18 protein-coding genes and 1 pseudogene are annotated in these 20,646 nt (G+C 61.2%); 9 read left to right on the top strand and 10 right to left on the bottom strand.

All coding sequences use genetic code 11. The features are described 5' to 3' along the window. Positions 1-311 precede the first annotated feature (311 nt). A complete protein-coding gene (locus GOX01_RS04420; protein ID WP_011252630.1) occupies positions 312-758 on the top strand; it encodes a methylated-DNA--[protein]-cysteine S-methyltransferase in 447 nt (148 codons plus the stop codon). Positions 759-843: 85 nt separating this feature from the next. Here GOX01_RS04420 and rho read toward each other — a convergent pair whose 3' ends face one another. The 3 genes from rho to GOX01_RS04405 all read right to left on the bottom strand — a co-directional run bounded on the left by rho (position 844) and on the right by GOX01_RS04405 (position 4,613). Next, positions 844-2,145 carry a transcription termination factor Rho gene (gene rho / locus GOX01_RS04415; protein ID WP_011252631.1) on the bottom strand — a complete coding sequence of 434 codons (1,302 nt, stop codon included), beginning with the start codon at positions 2,143-2,145 and terminating at the stop codon, positions 844-846. 276 nt (positions 2,146-2,421) lie between these two features. Beyond that, positions 2,422-3,951: a GMC family oxidoreductase gene (locus GOX01_RS04410; RefSeq protein ID WP_062269148.1), complete on the bottom strand. Its 1,530-nt coding sequence runs from the start codon at positions 3,949-3,951 to the stop codon at positions 2,422-2,424. Between the two features lie 14 nt (positions 3,952-3,965). Beyond that, complete coding sequence (locus GOX01_RS04405) at positions 3,966-4,613, bottom strand: gluconate 2-dehydrogenase subunit 3 family protein (protein ID WP_011252633.1); 648 nt, start codon at positions 4,611-4,613, stop codon at positions 3,966-3,968. A gap of 203 nt (positions 4,614-4,816) precedes the next feature. On the opposite strand from GOX01_RS04405, the gene sucB reads away from it, so the two are divergent. The 5 genes and pseudogenes from sucB to GOX01_RS04385 all read left to right on the top strand — a co-directional run bounded on the left by sucB (position 4,817) and on the right by GOX01_RS04385 (position 10,633). Beyond that, on the top strand, positions 4,817-5,926 hold the full coding sequence (gene sucB / locus GOX01_RS04400; protein ID WP_011252634.1) for a dihydrolipoyllysine-residue succinyltransferase: 1,110 nt from the start codon (positions 4,817-4,819) through the stop codon (positions 5,924-5,926). Between the two features lie 116 nt (positions 5,927-6,042). Further along, positions 6,043-7,053, top strand: coding sequence for a L,D-transpeptidase (locus GOX01_RS04395; RefSeq protein ID WP_011252635.1), 1,011 nt, complete (start codon positions 6,043-6,045; stop codon positions 7,051-7,053). 296 nt (positions 7,054-7,349) lie between these two features. Continuing rightward, positions 7,350-8,672: a TonB-dependent receptor plug domain-containing protein gene (locus GOX01_RS13120; RefSeq protein WP_228119169.1), complete on the top strand. Its 1,323-nt coding sequence runs from the start codon at positions 7,350-7,352 to the stop codon at positions 8,670-8,672. Between the two features lie 15 nt (positions 8,673-8,687). Beyond that, a pseudogene (locus tag GOX01_RS13115) lies at positions 8,688-9,461 on the top strand (TonB-dependent receptor domain-containing protein); the annotation flags it as partial. Next, positions 9,458-10,633: a histidine-type phosphatase gene (locus GOX01_RS04385; RefSeq protein WP_011252637.1), complete on the top strand. Its 1,176-nt coding sequence runs from the start codon at positions 9,458-9,460 to the stop codon at positions 10,631-10,633. The pseudogene GOX01_RS13115 and the gene GOX01_RS04385, both read left to right, overlap by 4 nt. A gap of 76 nt (positions 10,634-10,709) precedes the next feature. On the opposite strand, the gene GOX01_RS04380 is transcribed toward GOX01_RS04385, so the two are convergent. The 3 genes from GOX01_RS04380 to GOX01_RS04370 all read right to left on the bottom strand — a co-directional run bounded on the left by GOX01_RS04380 (position 10,710) and on the right by GOX01_RS04370 (position 12,945). Then, entirely contained in the window at positions 10,710-11,102 is a 393-nt protein-coding gene (locus GOX01_RS04380) for a DUF3597 domain-containing protein (protein WP_011252638.1), read from the bottom strand. Between the two features lie 75 nt (positions 11,103-11,177). Further along, a complete protein-coding gene (gene ahcY, locus GOX01_RS04375) occupies positions 11,178-12,473 on the bottom strand; it encodes an adenosylhomocysteinase (RefSeq protein WP_024716747.1) in 1,296 nt (431 codons plus the stop codon). A 94-nt stretch (positions 12,474-12,567) separates the two neighbouring features. Continuing rightward, positions 12,568-12,945, bottom strand: coding sequence for a hypothetical protein (locus tag GOX01_RS04370; RefSeq protein WP_131973791.1), 378 nt, complete (start codon positions 12,943-12,945; stop codon positions 12,568-12,570). A gap of 253 nt (positions 12,946-13,198) precedes the next feature. Here GOX01_RS04370 and GOX01_RS04365 point away from each other — a divergent pair, with 253 nt between their 5' ends. Then, positions 13,199-14,263, top strand: coding sequence for a transporter (locus GOX01_RS04365; protein ID WP_041111545.1), 1,065 nt, complete (start codon positions 13,199-13,201; stop codon positions 14,261-14,263). A 102-nt stretch (positions 14,264-14,365) separates the two neighbouring features. On the opposite strand, the gene GOX01_RS04360 is transcribed toward GOX01_RS04365, so the two are convergent. The 3 genes from GOX01_RS04360 to mutY form a co-directional block, all read right to left on the bottom strand. Further along, entirely contained in the window at positions 14,366-16,057 is a 1,692-nt protein-coding gene (locus tag GOX01_RS04360) for an alpha-keto acid decarboxylase family protein (RefSeq protein ID WP_062269141.1), read from the bottom strand. 661 nt (positions 16,058-16,718) lie between these two features. Further along, positions 16,719-17,363 carry a hypothetical protein gene (locus tag GOX01_RS04355; protein ID WP_011252644.1) on the bottom strand — a complete coding sequence of 215 codons (645 nt, stop codon included), beginning with the start codon at positions 17,361-17,363 and terminating at the stop codon, positions 16,719-16,721. Further along, entirely contained in the window at positions 17,360-18,421 is a 1,062-nt protein-coding gene (mutY, locus tag GOX01_RS04350) for an A/G-specific adenine glycosylase (protein ID WP_024716745.1), read from the bottom strand. Before mutY ends, GOX01_RS04355 begins: the two co-directional genes overlap by 4 nt. A gap of 10 nt (positions 18,422-18,431) precedes the next feature. Here mutY and GOX01_RS04345 point away from each other — a divergent pair, with 10 nt between their 5' ends. Together GOX01_RS04345 and GOX01_RS12965 are read left to right on the top strand one after the other, a co-directional pair. After that, positions 18,432-18,974 (top strand): DUF721 domain-containing protein, encoded by a 543-nt coding sequence (locus GOX01_RS04345; protein ID WP_024716744.1) that lies wholly within the window; start codon positions 18,432-18,434, stop codon positions 18,972-18,974. Between the two features lie 112 nt (positions 18,975-19,086). Next, on the top strand, positions 19,087-19,668 hold the full coding sequence (locus tag GOX01_RS12965; protein WP_049750730.1) for a hypothetical protein: 582 nt from the start codon (positions 19,087-19,089) through the stop codon (positions 19,666-19,668). A gap of 66 nt (positions 19,669-19,734) precedes the next feature. Here GOX01_RS12965 and serB read toward each other — a convergent pair whose 3' ends face one another. Beyond that, entirely contained in the window at positions 19,735-20,628 is an 894-nt protein-coding gene (gene serB, locus GOX01_RS04335) for a phosphoserine phosphatase SerB (RefSeq protein WP_011252646.1), read from the bottom strand. Between the last annotated feature and the right edge of the window lie 18 nt (positions 20,629-20,646).

The raw sequence follows: 20,646 nt of genomic DNA, 5'->3' as shown, positions 1-20,646 counted from the left end.
CTAAGACAAACACGGCTTCTGACGTTTCCGTGAGGGACGGGGCGGGATCGCTCCGAAACCGGGCGGGATGCGGTTCACCGAATAATTACACTGCCGTTCCGGAAATCCTCCGGTTGCTTTTCGAATACAAAAAATGGCAGTTTTCCAACACATTACAGAATATTGCTATAAAGCCTACATGAGCGGTCCAGTATGTGTTTTGTGCATGTTGCTATACCGCGATATGCGCTTGGAGCATGGCTAAAAAGTCTCGTCCCGATGGTGATATCGCCGGATTGACGGTTTTGAGCGGCTCGGGCACCGTGTCGTTCATGCCACAGCTATCCTGCCACTCACCTTTCGGGGCCCTTACCATCAGTGAAGATGAGGGCCAGATCGTCGCTCTGGACTGGGGTTGGGGGCGCGATCAGGAAGAGACTCCGCTCCTTCTGAAAGCCCGCGACCTTCTGGAGCGCTATTTTGACGGGGAATCGGTTGATTTCGAGACCCTGCCCTACCGTCCTTATGGGACTCCGTACCGCCAGAAGGTCTGGGACGCGCTGCGCCGGATTCCCTATGGGCAGACGCGGACCTATGCCGACATCGCGGCCGAGGTTGGCGGTTCGGCGCGCTCGGTGGGCGGAGCGGTCGGGGCGAATCCGATCCCCATCCTGATCCCCTGCCATCGTGTTGTCGGGCGTTCGGGGCTGGGGGGCTATTCGGGACTTGGGGGTGTGGCCGACAAGCACGCGCTCCTGCATCTGGAAGGCGCGCGCTAGGACCCCGTCTTTCACTCCACGTCGCTGAAATACAAAAAGGGGAGCCGAAGCTCCCCTTTTTCATGTCGGCTGTGCTGATCGTGGATCAGTTGTTCATGGCCTCGAAGAAGTCGTGGTTGGACTTGCTGTATTTGAGCTTGTCCAGCAGGAAGTCCATGGCGTCCATCGTGCCCATCGGGGCGAGGATGCGGCGCAGGACCCACATCTTGGACAGCTCGGCGCGATCGACCAGCAGCTCTTCCTTACGCGTGCCCGACTTGGTGATGTCGATGGCGGGGAAGGTACGCTTGTCGGCCAGCTTGCGGTCCAGGATGAGCTCGGCGTTGCCGGTGCCCTTGAACTCTTCGAAGATGACTTCGTCCATGCGCGAGCCCGTGTCGATCAGGGCCGTTGCGATGATCGTCAGCGAGCCGCCTTCCTCGATGTTACGCGCAGCACCGAAGAAGCGCTTGGGGCGCTGCAGGGCGTTGGCGTCCACACCGCCGGTCAGCACCTTGCCCGAGGAAGGGACGACGGTGTTGTAGGCGCGGGCGAGACGGGTGATGGAATCCAGCAGGATGACCACATCGCGCTTGTGCTCGACGAGGCGCTTGGCCTTTTCCAGCACCATTTCCGTCACCTGGACGTGGCGGGTTGCCGGTTCGTCGAAGGTGGAGGAGACGACTTCGCCGCGGACCGAGCGGGCCATGTCCGTCACTTCTTCCGGGCGTTCGTCGATCAGCAGGACGATCAGGAACACTTCGGGATGATTGGCGGAGATGGAGGCTGCGATGCTCTGGAGCATCACGGTCTTGCCGGTGCGGGGCGGGGCGACGATCAGGGCGCGCTGGCCCATGCCGATCGGCGTCACGAGATCGATCACGCGCGGGGTGTAGTCGCGCTGGTCTTTCTTGCCCTTGCCGCGCGGAGAGGATTCCGTGACGGCGGCTTCGGACTGTTCGACTTCCATCTTCAGGCGACGCTCGGGGTAGAGCGGCGTGAGGTTGTCGAAGTTGATGCGGGTCCGGACGGTTTCCGGAGCCTCGAAGTTGATGGTGTTGACCTTCAGCAGCGCGAAATAGCGCTCGCCGTCGCGCGGGGCGCGGATCTGGCCTTCAACCGTGTCACCCGGACGGAGGCCGAAGCGGCGGACCTGGGCGGGGGAAATGTAGATGTCGTCAGGGCCGGGAAGGTAGTTGGCTTCCGGGCTGCGCAGGAAACCGAAGCCGTCCGGCAGGATTTCCAGCGTTCCTTCGCCGTAGATCGCCTGATCGCGCTCGGCAAGGGTCTTGAGGATGGCGAACATGATGTCCTGCTTGCGCATGGACGAGACGTTCTCGATCTCCAGTTCCTCTGCATAAGCCAGCAGATCGGCCGGAGATTTCTTCTTGAGTTCGGCGAGATGCATGAAAGACGCGCCTTGATGTGCCGTAGGGGGCAGACCTGATAGGGGAGGATGCGCGACCACACAGAAGACAGGGCGACTGGGCGGGGGCTTCGGGTGTCAGGCGGGGATCCGTAAAGATTTCGCAGGACAGTGAAGCAGGCGTCATCCGGATGGAAAGGGAGACCGGGTGACAGGACGTCACCGGAAAGTCGTCCTTCGATTACCGGAGCGCGCGAACCGGTGTCAAGGCTGGTGCGCGTGCTCCGGAACACTTTGATCCATGTCAGTTTTTCGGGATCACGCTTTCAGCATGGCGTCTGCCGTGCGCAGGGACAGGGCCATGATGGCCAGAGCCGGGTTGGCGGCGGCGGCGCTGGGGAAGATCGAGTGATCGGAGATCCACAGATTGTCGATATCGAAACTGCGGCCTTTCGGATTGACGACATTGCTGCCCGCATCAGTGCCCATGCGGCAGGTGCCGATCATGTGAGCGGCGCGGTCGATGACACGGATGTCTTTTGCGCCGATGGCCTCCCACATCCGGCTTAACAGGTTGGCGGCATGATTGTGCATGGCCCATTCGTTGGGGCCGTAGGAATGTTCGATCAGGGGTTTGGGGATGCCGAATGCGTCCTTCTCGTTCGAGAGGGTGACGCGGTTTTCGGGGCGGGGGAGACATTCACCGTTGATGCCCATGCCGGCGGAGCGGTTGTATCCGGCAAGCGCACGGGCGAAGGCCGGGCCGCGTGTCGTGGTGCTGCGGGCGAGGTTCTGGCCCCAGGTCGCGGGCATCATGCCCAGTGACTGGATCAGGTAGCCGCCGACAAAATCCGCGTCTTTCGGGCGCATCATGTCTTCGGTGATGGTCAGGGACGGGTAACCGCGATTGGGGCGGATGTCCTCGTCGAACTCACCCCAGACCTGTGTGGAGACATGCGTCATGTAGTTCTGGCCGACCTGACCGGAACTGTTGGCGAGGCCGTTGGTCAGGAGCAGGCGCGGGGTTTCGACGGCACCGGCGGCGAGGACGAGGGTCGCGCATTTCTGGCGGTGTTCGACGCCGTTCTGGCGATAGACCACGCCGGTCACGCGGCCGGAAGTGTCGCGTTCGATCGTATGGGCGAAGCAGCCGGGGCGGAGTTCGGCACCATGGGCGACGGCCATGGGAAGCCAGGTGTTGTCCGCACCGGATTTGGCGCTGTTGCGGCATCCCTGATGACAGGCGCCGCAATTCGCGCAGCCATGACGGGTGCCGAAATGGGGCTGTTCGATCTTGCGGGTAATGAGGGCGGCCGGGCCATCGGCATGGCGCAAGCCGAGCGCGTCACAGGCTTCGCGCATCTTGAGGGCGGCGGAATTGGCGGGCGGGGGCGGGTAGGCGTAGCGGCGGGTTGGGTCCCACGGGTAGGAGGCCGGGCCTGAGACGCCGATGAAGGATTCCACACGCTCGATATAGGGGAGCAGTTCGTCCAGACCGAACGGCCAGTCCACGCCCTTGCCGGTTTCGGTGTGCAGATGGAAGTCCCGTGCGTCCATGCGAGGCATGAAGGCGCCGTAATGCAGCAGGGAGCCGCCGAGGCCGGTGCCGCTGTTATTGCCGCCGAAAGCCTGCGGGTTCGTGCCGGCGGAGAGGCGTTCATGCAGCCAGTACAGTTCGCGGGCGGCGATTTCGTCAGGTGTGTGGCCCATGGCGGTGAAGGCGGGGCCAGCTTCTAGCACGACGACGGTTTTGCCGTTGCGGGCGAGTTCTGCAGCCAGTGGTGCGCCACCGGCACCGCTGCCGATGATGACGGCATCGACGATGTCTGTTTCTCCGAATGTCTTCATGACGGTCGTGCTGTTCATTCCCTGGAGTCTGCCATCTGGGCGAGGGGGGCGGTGGCTTTGGGCTCGAAATCTTCGCGGCTGTTGGGACCGACTTCGGTGAAGCCCTGAAAGACAGTATCGCCGCCGGTGAGGCTGGAAGAAATGCCGAGTGCCTGCTGCACGCGCGGATCGCTCATGACGCAGTCCGCGACTTCGCCGCGCAGATCGCCGGCCCAGCGGGCCATCTGGGGAATGGAGAGGCGGCCGTCGCGGTCGAGGCCGAGCTGACCGGTCATCATGGCGTCGAGCAGGGTGCCGCGCAGTTCCGGAGCCAGATGGATGAAGCGGATGCCGTGCTGTTCGGCGGCGACATCGTCGAGCGTCAGGAGGGCCGCTTCCCAGGCTTCGGCGTCGGGCGGAAGGTTCGCAAAGCGCCAGCCGTCGCGGGGGCCGGAAAGGGCGGCGTCGATCCGGGCTGTCATGTTGATGTAGGTGCCGGGAGGCAGGATTTCGTCGAGGGGGAGCAGGACGGGAAGGAGCGCATCGAGAACGGCATAGGCCTGAAGCGACAGGGTCCGGGGCTGTGTTTCGGGGGCTGAAAGCCGGGATGTCAGGATCGCGCGGGTGCGGGCGGAGAGATGGTCGGAGTCCAGAATTTCAGGACGGTCGGGCGGGGGGGACATTGCGGCCTCCTGTGTTTTGGTTTCAAAGTCCGGCGACGGTGATGGTTCCGCCTCCCGCTGGCGGCAAAGATGCAGTATCCTGCATGACCGAACCTTTTCCGGTATGGTGCCGGGCGTGATTCTGGGGGCCAGTTTTTGGAACGGGCCGCAGGACAGACAGACATTTCCCCGCTTCGGGGCGGGACGCAAGACAGGGAAACAGCATGACGGTCGAGATCAGGGTTCCGGCGCTTGGAGAAAGCCTGACGACTGCGACTGTCGCGCGGTGGCTTAAAAAATCCGGCGACTATGTGCAGCATGACGAAACCATCGTGGAGCTGGAGACGGACAAGGTCAGCGTCGAGGTGACGGCGCCGTCCGCCGGGCGTCTGGAAGACTGCGTGGCTGTTGGGACGGAAGTCGAGATCGGTGGGCTGCTGGGCGCTGTGGACGAGACGGCAGAGGCACCGGCTGCGCCTGAGCCTGCTCCGGTGGCTGAAGCGCCTGCCGAACCGGCTGCTCCACCGCCAGCACCCGAACCTGTTGCACAGCCTGCGCGCGTGGCCCCGCCCGCACCGGAAGCGCCAAAGCCCGCTGCTGTTGCTCCGGCCCCCAAGCTGTCATCGCATGAAGCGCGGGAACGTCGCGTACCGATGAGCCGTCTGCGTCAGACGATCGCCCGTAATCTGAAGGCTGCGCAGAACACGGCGGCCATTCTCACGACGTTCAACGAGATCGACATGTCCGCCGCCAAGGCGCTGCGGGCACAGTACAAGGAAGAGTTCGAGAAGAAGCATGACGGGGCCCGGCTGGGCTTCATGTCCTTCTTCGCGCGCGCAGTGGTCGGGGCGCTGAAGGATTATCCGGCGATCAATGCGCAGATCGAAGGCGATGAGATCGTCTACCGTGATTTCGTCAATCTCGGCATTGCGGTCGGGACGGAGCGCGGGCTGGTTGTGCCGGTGCTGCATGATGCCGATCAGATGAGCTTTGCCGAGCTGGAGCGTCGTATTGCCGATTATGGCAAGCGGGCGCGGACGGGCGGGCTGAAGCTGGAGGAACTGTCTCATGGGACGTTCTCCATCACGAATGGCGGGATTTTCGGATCGCTGCTGTCCACGCCGATCCTGAACACGCCGCAGTCGGGAATCCTGGGGATGCATGCCATTCAGGATCGACCGGTCGTGCGGGACGGGCAGATTGTGATCCGGCCGATGATGTATGTTGCGCTGTCTTATGATCACCGGATCGTGGACGGGCGGGAGGCGGTGAGCTTCCTGGTCCGGATCAAGCAGCTTGTGGAAGATCCGCGGCGTCTGCTTCTGGATCTGTGATGCCTTTTGCGTGGCTGGGGCGTTTAAAGACGAACCAGTCATGCTGAACGCCCGGACAGGAAACTGTTCCCTCGCGTTCTGTCTGTTGTTCTGAACTCGGGGATGGTTTTCTGAAGATGCGTGATGTTTCCAGACTGACGCGGTTTGTGGCCCTGTTATCTGCGTCCACGGCGATGGTTGTGGGGTTTGCGCCGCTGGTGGCCTGTGCGCGGCCGGACAGTGCGGGGCCGGAACTGTCGACGCAGCAGCCCGATACGACGCCATCGCTGGGCGCTTCAGTACCCCCGCCTGCCAGCAATCCGCCGACGGATACGCCCCCACAGCCTGATCTGGCGCCGCCGCCGATCGATATTCCGGATCTGCCGGTCGTTTCGGATGAAGTGGCGCGGGAAGAGGCGTCCCGGCTGGCTGTGCTGATGAAGCACAATGTCAAAGGATTCAGCACGTACACACCGGAGCGTCGCAAGGCGTTTCTGACGCTTGCGAAGGATGCGGTCACGCAGGCGGACATGCCGGTTTCACGGCCGCAGCTTGTCATGGTCGTGGATCGTAACGAGAAGATCCAGCATCTGGATTATGTGCTGGCGCTGCCGGATGCTCCATGGGAGTCCCTTGGAGGGACGCCGGTTTCGACCGGGACGACGGGGCGAAAATATTACTACATCACACCGACCGGGGTTTTTCAGAACACGGCGGACCGTCTGGGCTATCGGGCGGAAGGTACGAAGAACAAGTACGGAATCCGCGGGATCGGCGCCAAGGGATCGCGCGTGTGGGACATGGGGTGGCAAACGGCGATGAAGGGCTGGCTGCCACGTCATGAAACCGGGCAGATCCGGCTGGAAATCCATGCGACGGACCCGCAGTTCCTGGAATGGCGTCTGGGGCATCCGGCGTCGGAAGGGTGCATCCGGATTCCGGCGACCATGAATAAATTCATGGATCATTACGGGCTGATCGATGCGCTGTATGAGCAGGCTGCGAGTTATGACCCGCGCTTTCAGGCGCTGCTGCCGAAGGACCGGCAGCCGACGCAGATTGCGGGTGATCTGGTGGTTGTGATCGATTCAGGACCACTGACGGAGCCGAAGATCGACCCTATTGCGGATAAAAGACCGTTACCTTAAGTATAGAATTGGAAATATTTCAAAATAAGTATGAAGGTTTGGAGTAAAACGTGTGAATGTTTTATTTCAGGAACGGTAAAGCAGTTTTCCTGAGCTGAAGCCTTCCGTATGGAATGCGCGCCATTCACTGGAGCCCATTCCCCATGACGTTCAAGATGCGTAACCATATCCTGCTTTCCGGGTGCTTCGCCGGTGCCTTGTTGCTGGGAGGAAGCGCCCACGCAGATGTTTCTGATTCAAAACAGAAGAAGCATGAGGAGCATAAACCCAAAAAGGAAAAAGCGGCGACGCCTGGCGTGGAAAATCTGACCGTTCTTGGTCATGCCGCGCGGATTGCACCTGCGACGGTGCCGCTGGATATTACGGAACCGACATCAAAAACTCAGTCTGGCTTTCTGAGCAACAATATCATTCCGCTCGCCAGCATCGACGATATTATCCGGTTCCAGCCGAGCGTTTATTCGCAAAATCCTAACGGCCCCGGAATGGGTAAAGCCGAGGCGATGAGTCTTCGCGGCTTTCAGGACGGGCAGTACAACATGACGTTCGATGGCATTCCGTTCGGCGATGCCAGCGATTTGCACCACACGACATCGTCCCTGTTCATTTCGCACTTCCTGGGGGAAGCGCAGATTGATCGCGGTCCCGGAACGGGCTCCACGATCGGAAATGCGACGTTCGGTGGAACGATGGGGTTCATGTCCAAGACGCCTTCGGCCAAAAGGGGCGTATCACTGTACGGGACTTATGGCAGCTTTAATACGCGCGCCGGTGGCATCAAATTCGACAGCGGCAAGACACGCTTTGGGCGTGCGTTTCTCGACATGCAGCATGAAGAGACGAACGGCTATCTGACCAATTCGGCCGAGCGCCGGAGCAATCTGATGTTCAAGGATGTGATTGATCTTGCGCCCGAAACGACGCTGACATTCGAGACAACATACAACAAGGAATGGCAGTACACGACGCAGGGTGCGACGCTCGCCGAGTATGCGAAATACGGCAAGAATTACGGGCTGTGCAACGACCCGTCCAAGCAGTGTTATTACGGATATAATCCCAGCACCTACACGTCCGATTTTGATTATGTGAGTCTCAAAAGCCGCCTTGCGTCATGGCTGACGATGGAAAACCAGCTTTATACGAGCGGGTTCGAGCATGATTATACGGAAAGCACGGATGCCAGCCAGACGAGCACGGCTGCGAATGGTGTGACGTTCGATAATTCGGCCGGGAAAAAGGTGGCAACCTATGCCAATGATATTCCCGGAAAACATGCGGACGCTAAATTCCGTTCCTATGGCGATACGTTACGGTTCAAGGCGCATACATCCTATTCGGATATTCTGTTCGGTGTGTGGGCGGATGTGCAGAAGGATCGTCGCTACACCTATGCGCTGGATCTGAGCAAAAATGCGATCCCGGTTCCGTCCAAAACAGGTTCGGCTTACAGCTATGATATTTCCGATCTGAACACGACGGTGCAGCCCTATCTCGAGTTCGATATTCATCCCTGGAAAGGGGCGGTTATCAAGCCGGGTGTGAAATATTCCATGTTCACAAGGGACTATGATGCAACGATAAACAAGTCGACAAAGGTGCCGATGAAGGACACCTAGCATTATGGATCCTGGCAGCCATCTATTGCGATTAGTCAACGGATTATGAAAAACTGGAGTGCATATGCGCAGATTGCACGCGGCTTTCTGGCACCTCCGATGTCGGTTTTTCAGGTTCAGTCCGTTGGAAATGTGAAGCCGGAAACGACCCTGAATTATCAGGTTGGATCGGTTTACCACGGCAAGAACTGGATGCTGTCACTGGATGGGTATTACATCGATTTTTCCAATTATATCGCTTCCGCACAGATCAATGTCGAGAATATCGGCACGACCTCGACGTATGTGAACAGCGGTGGCGCGATTTATCGCGGGATCGAACTCGAAGGGCAGTATGTCATCGGATACGGCTTTTCGCTTTACGGCAATTACAGTGTGAATGACGCGCGCTACAAACACAGCAGCGTGCGCGTGGCGACGACGCCGGATTCACTGGCATCATTCGGGCTGCTTTATGAAAATGCGAAGGGTCCATATTTCTCGTTGATGGGGAAATATGTCGGGCATCACTGGGGTTTGGACAGCACCACCAATTCGGCTGGTCATACGGTGTTTGAAAACCAGTACAGGATCCACGGCAATGTGACGGCGGATCTGGCCCTGGGCTGGCGCATTCATAATATCGGTGGCATCATGCGCGATGTGACGCCGAGCCTCAAGATTTCCAACCTCTTCAATAACCGCTCCATCAGCGATTTTGCGGGCAACCAGTCTTATGGTGATGCGCCGCTTTACTGGCGGCTGGCCGGACGGAGTGTGTTCTTCAACATGACGGCGACCTTCCCGTGAAAAAGACCGGCTGTGTCCTTCTGTTTGCGCTGTCTCTGACGGGATGTTCGGGCGGACCCTCTGCGCCGCCCGAGCCTGTTCTGGAAAAAGTTGTGCTCCTCTCCCGGCATGGAATCCGGAGTCCGACGGCGTCTCCGGCTGTCCTGCGGGAAAAGACCGGGTTCGACTGGCCTGAGTGGTCCGTGGCGCCCGGCGAGATGACGCCGCATGGTGGGGTGGCGCTGGGGGCCATGGTTCAGGCTGTCCGGTCGCATTATCTGCGTCTGGCTTTTGGACCGTTGCAGAACTGTTCCGATAAGATCCGGGTCTGGGCGGACGGGGCGGATCACAGGACGCAGCAGACCGGGCAGGTCTGGGCGCGGGATGTGGCGCCGGACTGTCACGTTAAAGCGCAGTGGAAGGCGCGTGGTGCGGATCCTGTCTATAACGCCATTGCGGCGGGTCGCGCCGTGCCGCCGCGGGAGGAGACCGAGCAGGCGTTTGCGTCTGCATTGCCTGTGTCCCGTACTCCGGAGGTGCAGCGCGGATTACAGGCGTTGCAGACGCTGATGGCGCCGGGAGCCTGTGAGGGGACAACGCACACATCGCGCTGTCTGCGCGATGCTGCGGTTCTGGACTGGAAGAAAGCCGCGCCGCATCTTTCAGGCGGTGTTGCGACGGGGGGGATGGCGGCGGAAAGTCTGCTGCTGCTGTATTCCGAAGGCTTTCCGGTGGATGTTTTCGGTTCTGCGAAAGCGGATGTTCCGGGACTGCTGAAGGCCGTCATGCCGGTTCATGAGGCTGAAAGCCTGCTGCTGCGGCGTCTGCCGGTTGTGGCGCAGGCGCGGAATGGCGTTATGGCGCAAAGCATCCGGGCGTTTCTGGCGGATCGTCCGGTTGCGGATATTCCCGGTGTCACACCCTCTACGCGGCTTCTGGTGCTGGCGGGGCATGATACGAACCAGGATGCCATGGCAGCGATTTTCGGGCTGTCATGGGCGTTTGCCGATCAGCCGGACAGTACGGCGCCGGATACGGTTTTGGCGTTCGAGCGGTGGCGTTATCCGGACCGGCATATGGAGGTCAGGGTGCGGATTTTCCATCAGTCTCTGGAGGAGCTGCGGGCAGGACAGGCGTTCAGTGTCGAGCGGTCGATGCAGACGCTTGAGCCGCGTAATCCGATCCTTCCCTGACACAGGAATTTCATAAAAAAAGCCCGGCTGTTTCCAGCCGGGCTTTTTCATGCTGTCCGTGCGGACGGGGCGCGGATCAGTGCGTCCAGTCAGCCGGGACCTTGCCGCCATTCTTGGCCAGCTCGGCGTAGACCTGCTTGATGAGCCAGACGTTCATCGTCGCGGTGTCGTCCGTGCTGCCCGAATAATGCAGTTCGCCGGCCAGTTCCTTGCGGGACTGGAGCGAGCTGTCGAGACCGAGCAGCTTCAGGAGATCCACGATGGAGGTCTTGTAGTTCAGCGGCTGGCCGGCCTTGGATGCCAGATCGGACAGGACGGCATCCACGTCCACCGGAGCTGCGGCGGGCGCTGCTGCGGGAGCAGCCGGAGCGGCGGCAGGTGCAGTGGCGGCCGGGGCTGCACTGGTGGACGGCGTTGCGGCTTCTGCATGGCCAAAGATCTTGGACATGATGGTGCTGAAAAGACCCATGAGTGTAACTCCTGTTGATTAAGGAAGTCCGGAAGGGGCGTAACCGGGGTTTCGCCCTTCCTGATCCGCCTTGTCTTAGTAGCGGTATTCTTCGTGCTTGAACGGACCATTGACTGGAACGTCGATGTAGTCGGCCTGTTTCTGTGACATTTTGGAAAGTTCCGCGCCGACCTTTGCGAGGTGCAGGGCAGCGACTTTCTCGTCCAGAGCCTTCGGCAGGGTGTAGACCTTGACTTCGTACTGGCCCGGCTTTGCCGTCCACAGTTCGATCTGAGCCAGGGTCTGGTTGGTGAAGGACGCGGACATCACGAAGGACGGGTGGCCCGTTGCGTTGCCCAGGTTCACCAGACGGCCTTCGGACAGAAGGATGATGCGGCGGTTCGGAGCCAGCTCGATCTCGTCAACCTGCGGCTTGATGTTGTTCCAGCGGTAGTTGCGCAGGGCTTCGACCTGGATTTCGCTGTCGAAGTGACCGATGTTGCAGACGATCGCACGGTCCTTCATCTCACGCATGTGGTCGATCGTGATGATGTCCACGTTGCCCGTGCAGGTGACGAAAATGTCGCCGCGCGGTGCTGCGTTTTCCATCGTGACGACTTCATAGCCTTCCATGGCGGCCTGAAGAGCGCAGATCGGATCGACTTCGGTCACGAGCACGCGGCAGCCTGCGTTGCGCAGGGAGGCAGCGGAGCCCTTGCCGACGTCACCGTAACCGGCGACCACGGCGACCTTGCCGGCCATCATGACGTCCGTGCCGCGACGGATCGCGTCCACGAGGCTCTCACGGCAGCCATACAGGTTGTCGAACTTGGACTTGGTGACGCTGTCGTTCACGTTGATGGCGGGAACCTTCAGCGTGCCCTTCTTGGACATTTCCCACAGGCGATGCACGCCCGTCGTCGTCTCTTCGGAGATGCCGCGCACGTCCTTGAGCATTTCGGGGTACTTGTCGTGCATCATGATGGTGAGGTCGCCACCATCATCGAGGATCATGTTCGGCGTCCAGCCATCGGGACCATGGATGGTCTGCTCGATGCACCAGTTGAACTCGTCTTCCGTCAGGCCCTTCCAGGCGAAGACGGGGATGCCGGCGGCCGCGATGGCTGCTGCGGCGTGATCCTGCGTGGAGAAGATGTTGCACGAGGACCAGCGGACCGTGGCGCCGAGAGCGATCAGCGTCTCGATCAGCACTGCGGTCTGGATGGTCATGTGCAGACAGCCGGCGATGCGTGCGCCCTTGAGCGGCTGTGAGTCCTTGTACTCTTCGCGAAGAGCCATCAGGCCCGGCATTTCGCCTTCGGCGATGGAGATTTCCTTGCGGCCCCAGTCTGCCAGAGTAATGTCGCGAACCTTGTAATCCTGCGTCGTCATGAAATGGCCCTTGCTGCCCATCTTTGGATGGCTGCCTGTATAAAGGCTTGGCGGACCCGCGGAAAGGGCGGGCCCGGCAATAGGCCTGTCGCCCTTATTCCGGCGACGTGGCCTGCGGCGACGTTTCGGTCGGCGTGGTCGTCTTGTGATGCGAGCGGTGATGCTTGCGGGAGAGCTTGTGCACGTCCTTCTGGTTGGAAGGGACGGGACCGGTTTCAGTCGTGGTGCGGCTCATGGCGCCGGGAGCTGCCGGGGGCGGCTGGTCCGGCTGTTCCGTAACCGTGCGCGGATTGGTCGGCAGGCTGTTGTTCGGCTGGCTGACCGTGGAGTTCTGGGCCTTCTGTATGGCCGAAGTCGAGGTCTGCGTCTGGTCGTTGCTGGGAGCGCTCACGGCCTGGGCCATGACGGACGGAGCAGCGACAGCAGTGCCGATCAGGAGGCTTGCGGCGAAGAAGGATGTGCGGATGGACATGGACATTCCTTTCCGGAGGGGAGTTCCCCTGCGTCAGGGGCTGACTCATCAGGGAGTGTTGGAATAACCGCTGCGCCCGGCCGGAGTTGCATCGCGGGACGCCTCTGTTTACGGAAAGGGGGGGTATATTGCGTCGGTCTGCAGACCATGCGAGAAGCCGACAGGGTTTGTCCCCCGTCTTTTTCCAGTCGTTTCTGTTGAACCTGCATGCCGGTTCTGCCGGTCCTGAACCCCCTGAGAACAGGAGGATGTCGTGTCAGACAGCACTGCCTACAACTTCCCCTTCACGGTTCTGGATCCGGAACATCAGGAAACCGGCGCGCCCGCTTTTGCAAACGGTCTCGTCTGGGCGGTTCATGCCGTGCCGGGGCAGGAGCTGCGGACGCTGGCATCGGCGGAAGTCGAGGCGCTTCTGGCGCCGGAGCGTCCTGTCGAGAGTGATGGCTGGTACTGGCTGCATTTCGATACGGTGCACAGCTCCGCACGCGGCTATGTCGCGCATCTGCCGGATCTGCCCGAAGACGTGTGCGCCATGCTGGCCGAGACGGAATATGGCATTGCGCTTGAGGCGTTCGGGGATCTGATCTGGGGCGCGCTGCCGGCGTTTGACGATGCGCTGTCGGAAGAGGACCGGGAAATCTGTGCCTGGCGCTTTGCGATGCGGCCGGATCTGCTGATCACGACGCGGCGCAATCCCATTCCGGTTCTGGGTGCTGCGTATCGTTCGCTCAAGCCGGACCAGATTCCGAAGACGCCTGCGGGAATCATCGACCGCGCCTTGCGGGAATTCACGGGGACGGTGCGGCGGCAGCTCGGGCATCTGGATGATGAGCTGGACCGGGCGGAAGACGTGCTTCTGCTGATCGAGCATCGCTCTGACTTAGGACATCTGGGCAGCATTGTCGGTAAGGTGCGCCGTCGTGCGACCGAGCTGCGTCGGGTCGTGACGCCGATCGACCGGGTTCTGAAGGACGAGGATCTGGATCTTCCGGACTGGGCGGAAGACGAATTGCGGGATCGGGCCGAGCGGCAGGTTCATGCGGCGCTGGACGATCTGATCGCGCTTCAGGACCGCGCGCGCTCGTTGCAGGACGAGCTTGGGTCCAATCAGGCGGAAGAGACCAACCGGCGTCTGTATATCGTCTCGGTCGGGACCACGTTGATGCTGCCGGCGACATTCGTGACCGGATTCTTCGGCATGAATACTGGTGGGATGTTTCTGGCGCAGGGGCAGATGGGGACCGTGGAAGCGGGCATTGTCTGTTTCGTCTTCATGACCGTGACGTTCCTGTTCATGAAGATTGCGCGTCTGCTCTGATTTTTTGGGTTGAGAGCTGGTCCAAAAGAAAAACCCCCCGTGCCTGGCACGGGGGGTTTTCTGTGTCGCAGGGACTGATCCGGGAAGGATCAGACGCTTTGTTCAGACGTTCTGCGGCTTGCGGGAGTTTGCGGCGGCAACAGCCTTGCCCCACTCCACGAGGGTCTTGGTGCAGTCCGTGCGATCGAGCTTGCACTCGATGAGCGTCGGGCCACGGGTGTTCTTCTTGGCCTTGGCGATGGCTTCGGCCAGTTCCGCACCGGTCGTGGCATGCAGGCCGAGACCGTACTTGCCGCTTTCCTCGCCCGGGACGCCCTGGTTGAAGCACTGCATCAGAGCCGCGTAGTCCCAGTTCTGGATGTAGTTGTACGGGCCGTCATGGATGGCCATTTCGATGACGTAGCCGTGGTTGTTCACCAGGAAGATGATGACCGGCAGTTCGTAGCGGACCATCTGGGCCACTTCCTGCGCCGTCAGCTGGAAGGAACCGTCACCGACCATGAGGACGTGCTTGCGCTCCGGCGAAGCGGTGGCGTTGCCGAACATGGACGGAACGGACCAGCCGATGTGACCCCACTGCATTTCCGTCTCGACCTTCGCACCTTCGGGAAGGTGCATACGCACGGCGTTGAACCATGAGTCGCCGGTCTCGGCGAAAAGGGTGGTGTTGCCGTCGACCAGTTCATTGATCTGGCGGGTCATTTCGTCGTTGGACAGCGGCTTGGACGGGTCGGCCTTCGGCAGCATGACGGGCTTGTATTCGCCGGTCAGGGCTGCGGACTTCTTCGGAGCCTTCTCGGTCAGGGCCTTGACGAATTCCTTCAGGCGGAAGCCTTCGAAGGTCTTGCCGTTGACGGTGACGCGGTTGGGATCGACCTCGAGGACCTTTTCGCCACGGACAACGCTCTTCCAGCCGCCCGAGGAGTAGTCGTTCCAGACCGGTGCCAGGCAGATGACGGCATCGGCGCCTTCGATGATTTCCTGGGCGCCCGGGCTGCTGACGTCGCCCCAGTACACGCCACGGAAGCCGGGGTGCGTCTCGGGGAAGTAGCTCTTTGCAGCCGCCATGACCGTGACGGGGCAGCCAAGCTTGTCAGCCAGTTCGACCGTTTCCTTGAGGGCTTCGGCTGCGCGCAGCTTGGTGCCGACCAGGATGGCGACCTTGTTGGTCTTGTTGAGGAAGCTCAGGCTTTCGTCCAGAGCGGCCTTCAGGCTGGCTTCATCCGGACGCGGATGGGCGTGCAGGGACGAGACCGGGCCCGGACGGACGCAGGGTGCGGCCGAGATGTTGCAGGCGATTTCGAGAAAGGCCGGCTTCTTCTCGCGCAGCATCGTGCGGATGACGTGGTCGATCTTGGCCGGCGCGGTTTCCGCAGAGGTGATGCTTTCGGCGGCACAGGTGACGTGCTTCGCCATTTCCATCTGGTAGCTGTAGTCCGTCGTGCCGATCGTGTGGTGCAGGACGTGGCCCGAACCGTGATCGTTGGAGTTCGGAGCGCCCGAAATCACGAGGATCGGCAGGTTCTCGGCATAGGCGCCGCCGAGGCCGTTCATGGCGGAGATGGCGCCGACGCTGAAGGTGATGACGGCAGCGGCCGCACCGTTGGCGCGGGCATAACCTTCGGCGGCGAAGCTGCAGTTCAGCTCGTTGCAGTCATAGATCTGCTTCGTGCCGCCCTGTTCGATCAGCTGGTCGAGCAGAACGAGGTTATAGTCACCGGCAACGGCGAAATGATGCTTCAGGCCGATCTGTGTCAGTCGTTCGGCAAGATAATGTCCGACAGTATAAGTCATGATTTCAGTACCTCAGGAGCCATAGGGACGGTCAGATGACTGGATGATCTGCCTTGCTGACAGGACCATGCAGTCATCTGACCGAAAAAGGCAGGTGACAGGTCACGGGTATCCGGAAGGACCGCGTAGCCATTGGGACAACAGTGGTGTCGGGAAGGAACCTGGACCTGTCCGGGAAAAGCGTATGAGGCCATCCGGAGTTCGGGGGCAGGTGTCTGGAGCAGGACGCTGAAAGGTGACGTGCCGTCAGGGGCGTTGGAAAAACCGGGAACTATAGGTGTGCGATTTTCTGTCGTTAAATAATGGGTAGTATAACAGAAGAGACGGCCCGTTCCGTCATGACGGACCCCAGAAACGGCAAGAAAAGAACCTCTAGATGACATATCTTCCCATGACAGCCGGAAAACGGACCGGCTTCGTATGAAATACCTGTCTGCTCCAGACACAGGAATGTTTAGAACAAAAATCCCGCATGTGAAGGACATCAATCAAACATTACAATTAATTGAAAAAACCCTTTCTCATGAGGGGGAATTGAATACAGCCGGAAGGCTTCCGTGAAACGGATGAGGACCACAAAGGTCTGGTTCCGGTATTTCGGGCTGTAAATAGCGTCGGGACGTCCCGGATGACTCTTCCGGGACTGGCTGTGTCTCTGGTTTTACAGTGTTTCCGGTGCCGGTGTCGGGGCCGTCTGATGGTGAACGATGACAGGGGAGGGGGCGGCGTCGATCTGCCATGTCAGCTCGATTGAAGCGCTTGTGCCGGGCATGATCTGGCCGATCCGGGTCAGGGCATCGGTGTTCAGGAACAGGGGAAGGTTTCTTTCGCCGAACCGGAGGGTCATCTGCTCGTGCAGAGCCGGAGTCGGCAGCTCTTCGCCGGTGTCGTCTTCCAGCTTCAGGGCAGCGGGCGTTACGAGCAGGGAAAGTCCGCGCAGCATTTCCAGAGTCAGGGGAAGAAAGGTTTCCCACTCTTTTTGCGACGGGGAATAGTAATCCACGAGTCCGGAACCAAAAGGAACGCTGATCAGGTAGGTCTCATGCCTGGGCAGGAAGAATGCGACCCGGTTATGGGGCAGTTCCTGCATTTCCATTTCCGGGAAAGCCCGGGGCATGGACACGCGTTTTTCCATGAACGGGCGGCAGGGGAACTGGAAGGCTGCCGGGACAAGGGCGCAAAGTCCCGGAAGGCGGCCTGGCTGGAAAGGGGTGCGGGTCGGAGCATCTTTCAGTGGATCGTGGTCGAGCATCCAGCCATGCCAGTCCATGAACCACAGGCGCAGTGTCGGGGATGTTTCAGTCATCGTGTCTCCGGAGTCTGCTTGGTGAGGGCCAGGCATTTCTTCATGACGCCGGGCAGGGCGGCGCGCTTTGCTGAGCGGAACGTGCCGAAAGAGGAATCGATCCCTGCATTATGGCTCTGCGGAAGGCAAGCCTCGTAGACCGTGAGGTACAGGGTGAAATGGGTAAAGACATGGCGGATCTCGCCTCGGCGGACCCAGTGGGTCAGGCAGGGGGCGTGGGTGAGGGCTTCTTCGTCCGTCCAGGGCGTGCTGCGCCAGTCGGTTCCGGGGAGCTCGTCCATGCTGCCGAGCAGGCCGGTGGGGGGGCGTGTGCGCAGGAGGATCTGGCCGTCATTGTCATGCATGAGGAAATGCGCACCGTACCGGGTGGGGCGAGCCTGTTTGGGCTGTTTGGCCGGGAGCTGTGCTGCGATACCGCGGGCATGGGCGATGCAGGATGTCTGCCAGGGGCAGGTCAGGCAGGCGGGACTGCGCGGAGTGCAGATCGTGGCGCCGAGATCGAACAGGGCCTGCGCGAAATCGGACGGCCGGCTTTGGGCCACAGGATCGTCGTTCAGGAGCGCGGCCTGTCGGGCGAGCAGCGGGCGTGAGGCCGGGAGGGGATCTTCGATGGCGTTCAGGCGGGCTGTGACGCGCTCGACATTGCCATCAACCGGGACGACGGGACGTCCGAAGGCGATGGCGGCGATGGCGCGGGCCGTATAGGCGCCAATTCCGGGGAGTGTCAGCAGCTCTTCGACCGTATCGGGGAAACCGCCGCGTTCGGAGACGCGTTTTGCACAGGCATGGAGATTGCGGGCGCGGGCATAATAGCCAAGGCCGGCCCAGAGGTGCAGGACGTCTTCGAGCGGGGCCGCCGCGAGGTCCTGAACTGTCGGGTAATGCGTGAGAAAGCGCTCGTAATAGGCTATGACGGCCTTGACGGTTGTCTGCTGGAGCATGATTTCGCTCAGCCAGACGGCGTACGGGTCCGGGCGATGGCCGGGGAGGCTGCGCCATGGCAGGACGCGGCGGTGGTGGTCGTACCAGCGTAGCAGGGCGGATGCATCAGGAGTCACGGGAACGGATATGACGAAGGATTGCGGTTCGGACAAGCGCCCCACACGAAACACCTCCCGAAAGAAGGCCGCTCCGGAGCCTGATGGCTGGGTGCCGTCAGACCGGAACTGGAAGCCGCGTCGCTCGGGGGCGAAGCAGATCGGGTCTTTCGTACAGGCGCTGACGCAGCCGGTCTTCAAGAAGAAGCCGCCTGTTCTGGCGCGGCTGATGATGGACTGGATAGATTTTGTCGGGCCGCGTCTGGCAAAGCAGACCGAGCCGCGACGTCTTTCTGCGGGGACGCTGACGCTGGCGTGTTCGGGACCGATCGCCATGGAGCTTCAGCATCTGGCGCCCCAGATCATCGAACGCATCAATGTCGCCTGCGGGTTGCGGGGGGAATACGGAATCGAGCGTCTGAAGATCGTTCAGGATCTGGTCGCGTTCGAGCGACCGACGCCGAAGCGTCCGAAACCGCTGCAGATCGAGGTGCCGGATATCGAGGATGAGGAGCTTCGACTGGCGCTGGAGAGCCTTGGTGGACATCTGGGTGCGCGGCGCCGGCGAAGGTGACGGAAATGTTTCACGTGAAACAAGTTGTTTCGTCATGGGAAAGCCACCTTCCCACGCGATCTGATAATGCCGATATGGGAAAATGATCAGGCTTTCCCACAGGAAACTTGCTATGACCTTTGCACACAGACCCGCTGCCGCACTGATGCTGGCCCTGCTGGCGTCCTCGATTTCTCTCCCTGCCTTTGCCCAGCATGGTGGCGGCGGAGGTGGCGGGCATGGCGGTGGTGGAGGCGGTGGCTTCCATGGCGGCGGTGGCATGGGTGGTGGCGGTTTCCATGGAGGGGGCCCCGGCGGCATGGGCGGCGGCGGATTCCGTGGTGATCCCGGTGGTGGCTGGGGAGGCGGTTATGGCGGCGGACGTCCTGGCTGGGGTTTCCGTGGCGGCGGCTGGGGCGGTGGCTGGGGTGGCCCGCGCTTTGGTGGCTGGGGTTATCCGGGCTGGGGTGGCTGGAACGGTTGGGGCGGTCCCGGCTGGTTCGGTTATGGCTGGGGCATGCCGGGCTGGGGCGGTGGCTGGGGCTGGGGCGGATGGGGCCTTGGTGTCGGTCTTGGCATGGCGGCCGGAATGGCTGTGGCCTCGCCTTATGGCTATGGCGGCTACAGCGGTTATGGATATGCGCCGGGCTATGCTCCCGGTTATTACGCCGCACCGTCCTATTCTGGGGTGCCGCCCTACATCTGGGGATACTGATCGAAAAAAGCCGCCGGAGTCCGGGACTTCGGCGGCTTTTTCATATCCGGAGCTTTGACGTTCCGGTCAGTCCGTCACGAAATCCTTCGCGTGATAACCCTGCGCAAAGAGATGCGCGCGCAGGCTGGCGAAGTTGATCTGCGTGGAAATGATGCGGCGGACATTGGGTTTGGCATGGAAGGCCAGACCAAGCCCGGCGCTGGCGAGCATCGGAATGTCGTTGGCGCCATCGCCGGTCGTCAGGGCAGCACGAAGCTGCACGCCGCGCTCTGCGGTCAGGCGTTCGAGGTGGTCACGCTTGGCGTCGGGGCCGAGGATCGGGCCGGCGAGGCGGCCGGTGATTTTGCCGTCCTCGATTTCCAGCGCATTGCCGTAATTTTCATCGAAGCCGCAGAGTTCGGCCACGCGCTGGGTGAACCATGTGAACCCGCCCGATACGAGGGCCGTGCGGCCGTTGTGTTTGCGCATGGTCTGCACGAGTTCGCGTGCGCCTTCCGTCAGGGTGACGGAGGCCCAGACGTCTTCAAGGACGGATGCCGGTTTTCCGGCCAGAAGGGCCACGCGCTCCTCAAGTGCGGTTTCGAAATCCAGCTCACCGTTCATCGAGGCGCGGGTGATGGCGGCGACGTCTTCGCCACAGCCCAGCAAGTCCGCCAGTTCGTCGAGCGTTTCGCCCGTGACGATGGTGCTGTCCATGTCGGCGACGAGGACGGCCCGGCGTCGGCCGCGCGTTTTCAGAAGCAGGGCATCGACGCGATAGGGCGCGAGGGTTGCGCGGATGGTGGCGGCGCTGGCCGAGCCGGGACGCGGCGGCGGGCAGGGAATATCCACCGCTTCGCCCGGGGACAGGACGATGGGCGCATTGCCTTTGACGAGCGTCCGGGCCACGTCGATGGCCTCGGGTTTGAGGGGGCCGGATTTCCGGTCAGCGATAAGGGTCAGGACGGCAGGAAGGGACATGGGATCTCGTAACGGTCC

The organism is Gluconobacter oxydans (assembly GCF_006539685.1).
Classification (GTDB): domain Bacteria; phylum Pseudomonadota; class Alphaproteobacteria; order Acetobacterales; family Acetobacteraceae; genus Gluconobacter; species Gluconobacter oxydans.
The sequence above is the reverse complement of the archived record's forward strand: the minus strand, read 5'-3'. Positions and strand labels throughout refer to the sequence as shown.

What these genes read in the sequence shown, in the direction of transcription:
- GOX01_RS04370 (WP_131973791.1), bottom strand. Translation starts at nt 12,945, where the DNA reads ATGTCCATCCGCACATCCTTCTTCGCCGCAAGCCTCCTGATCGGCACT.
- GOX01_RS04420 (WP_011252630.1), top strand. Translation starts at nt 312, where the DNA reads ATGCCACAGCTATCCTGCCACTCACCTTTCGGGGCCCTTACCATCAGT.
- rho (WP_011252631.1), bottom strand. Translation starts at nt 2,145, where the DNA reads ATGCATCTCGCCGAACTCAAGAAGAAATCTCCGGCCGATCTGCTGGCT.
- GOX01_RS04410 (WP_062269148.1), bottom strand. Translation starts at nt 3,951, where the DNA reads ATGAAGACATTCGGAGAAACAGACATCGTCGATGCCGTCATCATCGGC.
- sucB (WP_011252634.1), top strand. Translation starts at nt 4,817, where the DNA reads ATGACGGTCGAGATCAGGGTTCCGGCGCTTGGAGAAAGCCTGACGACT.
- serB (WP_011252646.1), bottom strand. Translation starts at nt 20,628, where the DNA reads ATGTCCCTTCCTGCCGTCCTGACCCTTATCGCTGACCGGAAATCCGGC.
- GOX01_RS04395 (WP_011252635.1), top strand. Translation starts at nt 6,043, where the DNA reads ATGCGTGATGTTTCCAGACTGACGCGGTTTGTGGCCCTGTTATCTGCG.
- GOX01_RS04360 (WP_062269141.1), bottom strand. Translation starts at nt 16,057, where the DNA reads ATGACTTATACTGTCGGACATTATCTTGCCGAACGACTGACACAGATC.
- GOX01_RS04380 (WP_011252638.1), bottom strand. Translation starts at nt 11,102, where the DNA reads ATGGGTCTTTTCAGCACCATCATGTCCAAGATCTTTGGCCATGCAGAA.
- GOX01_RS04405 (WP_011252633.1), bottom strand. Translation starts at nt 4,613, where the DNA reads ATGTCCCCCCCGCCCGACCGTCCTGAAATTCTGGACTCCGACCATCTC.
- GOX01_RS04345 (WP_024716744.1), top strand. Translation starts at nt 18,432, where the DNA reads ATGACGAAGGATTGCGGTTCGGACAAGCGCCCCACACGAAACACCTCC.
- GOX01_RS12965 (WP_049750730.1), top strand. Translation starts at nt 19,087, where the DNA reads ATGACCTTTGCACACAGACCCGCTGCCGCACTGATGCTGGCCCTGCTG.
- ahcY (WP_024716747.1), bottom strand. Translation starts at nt 12,473, where the DNA reads ATGACGACGCAGGATTACAAGGTTCGCGACATTACTCTGGCAGACTGG.
- GOX01_RS04355 (WP_011252644.1), bottom strand. Translation starts at nt 17,363, where the DNA reads ATGACTGAAACATCCCCGACACTGCGCCTGTGGTTCATGGACTGGCAT.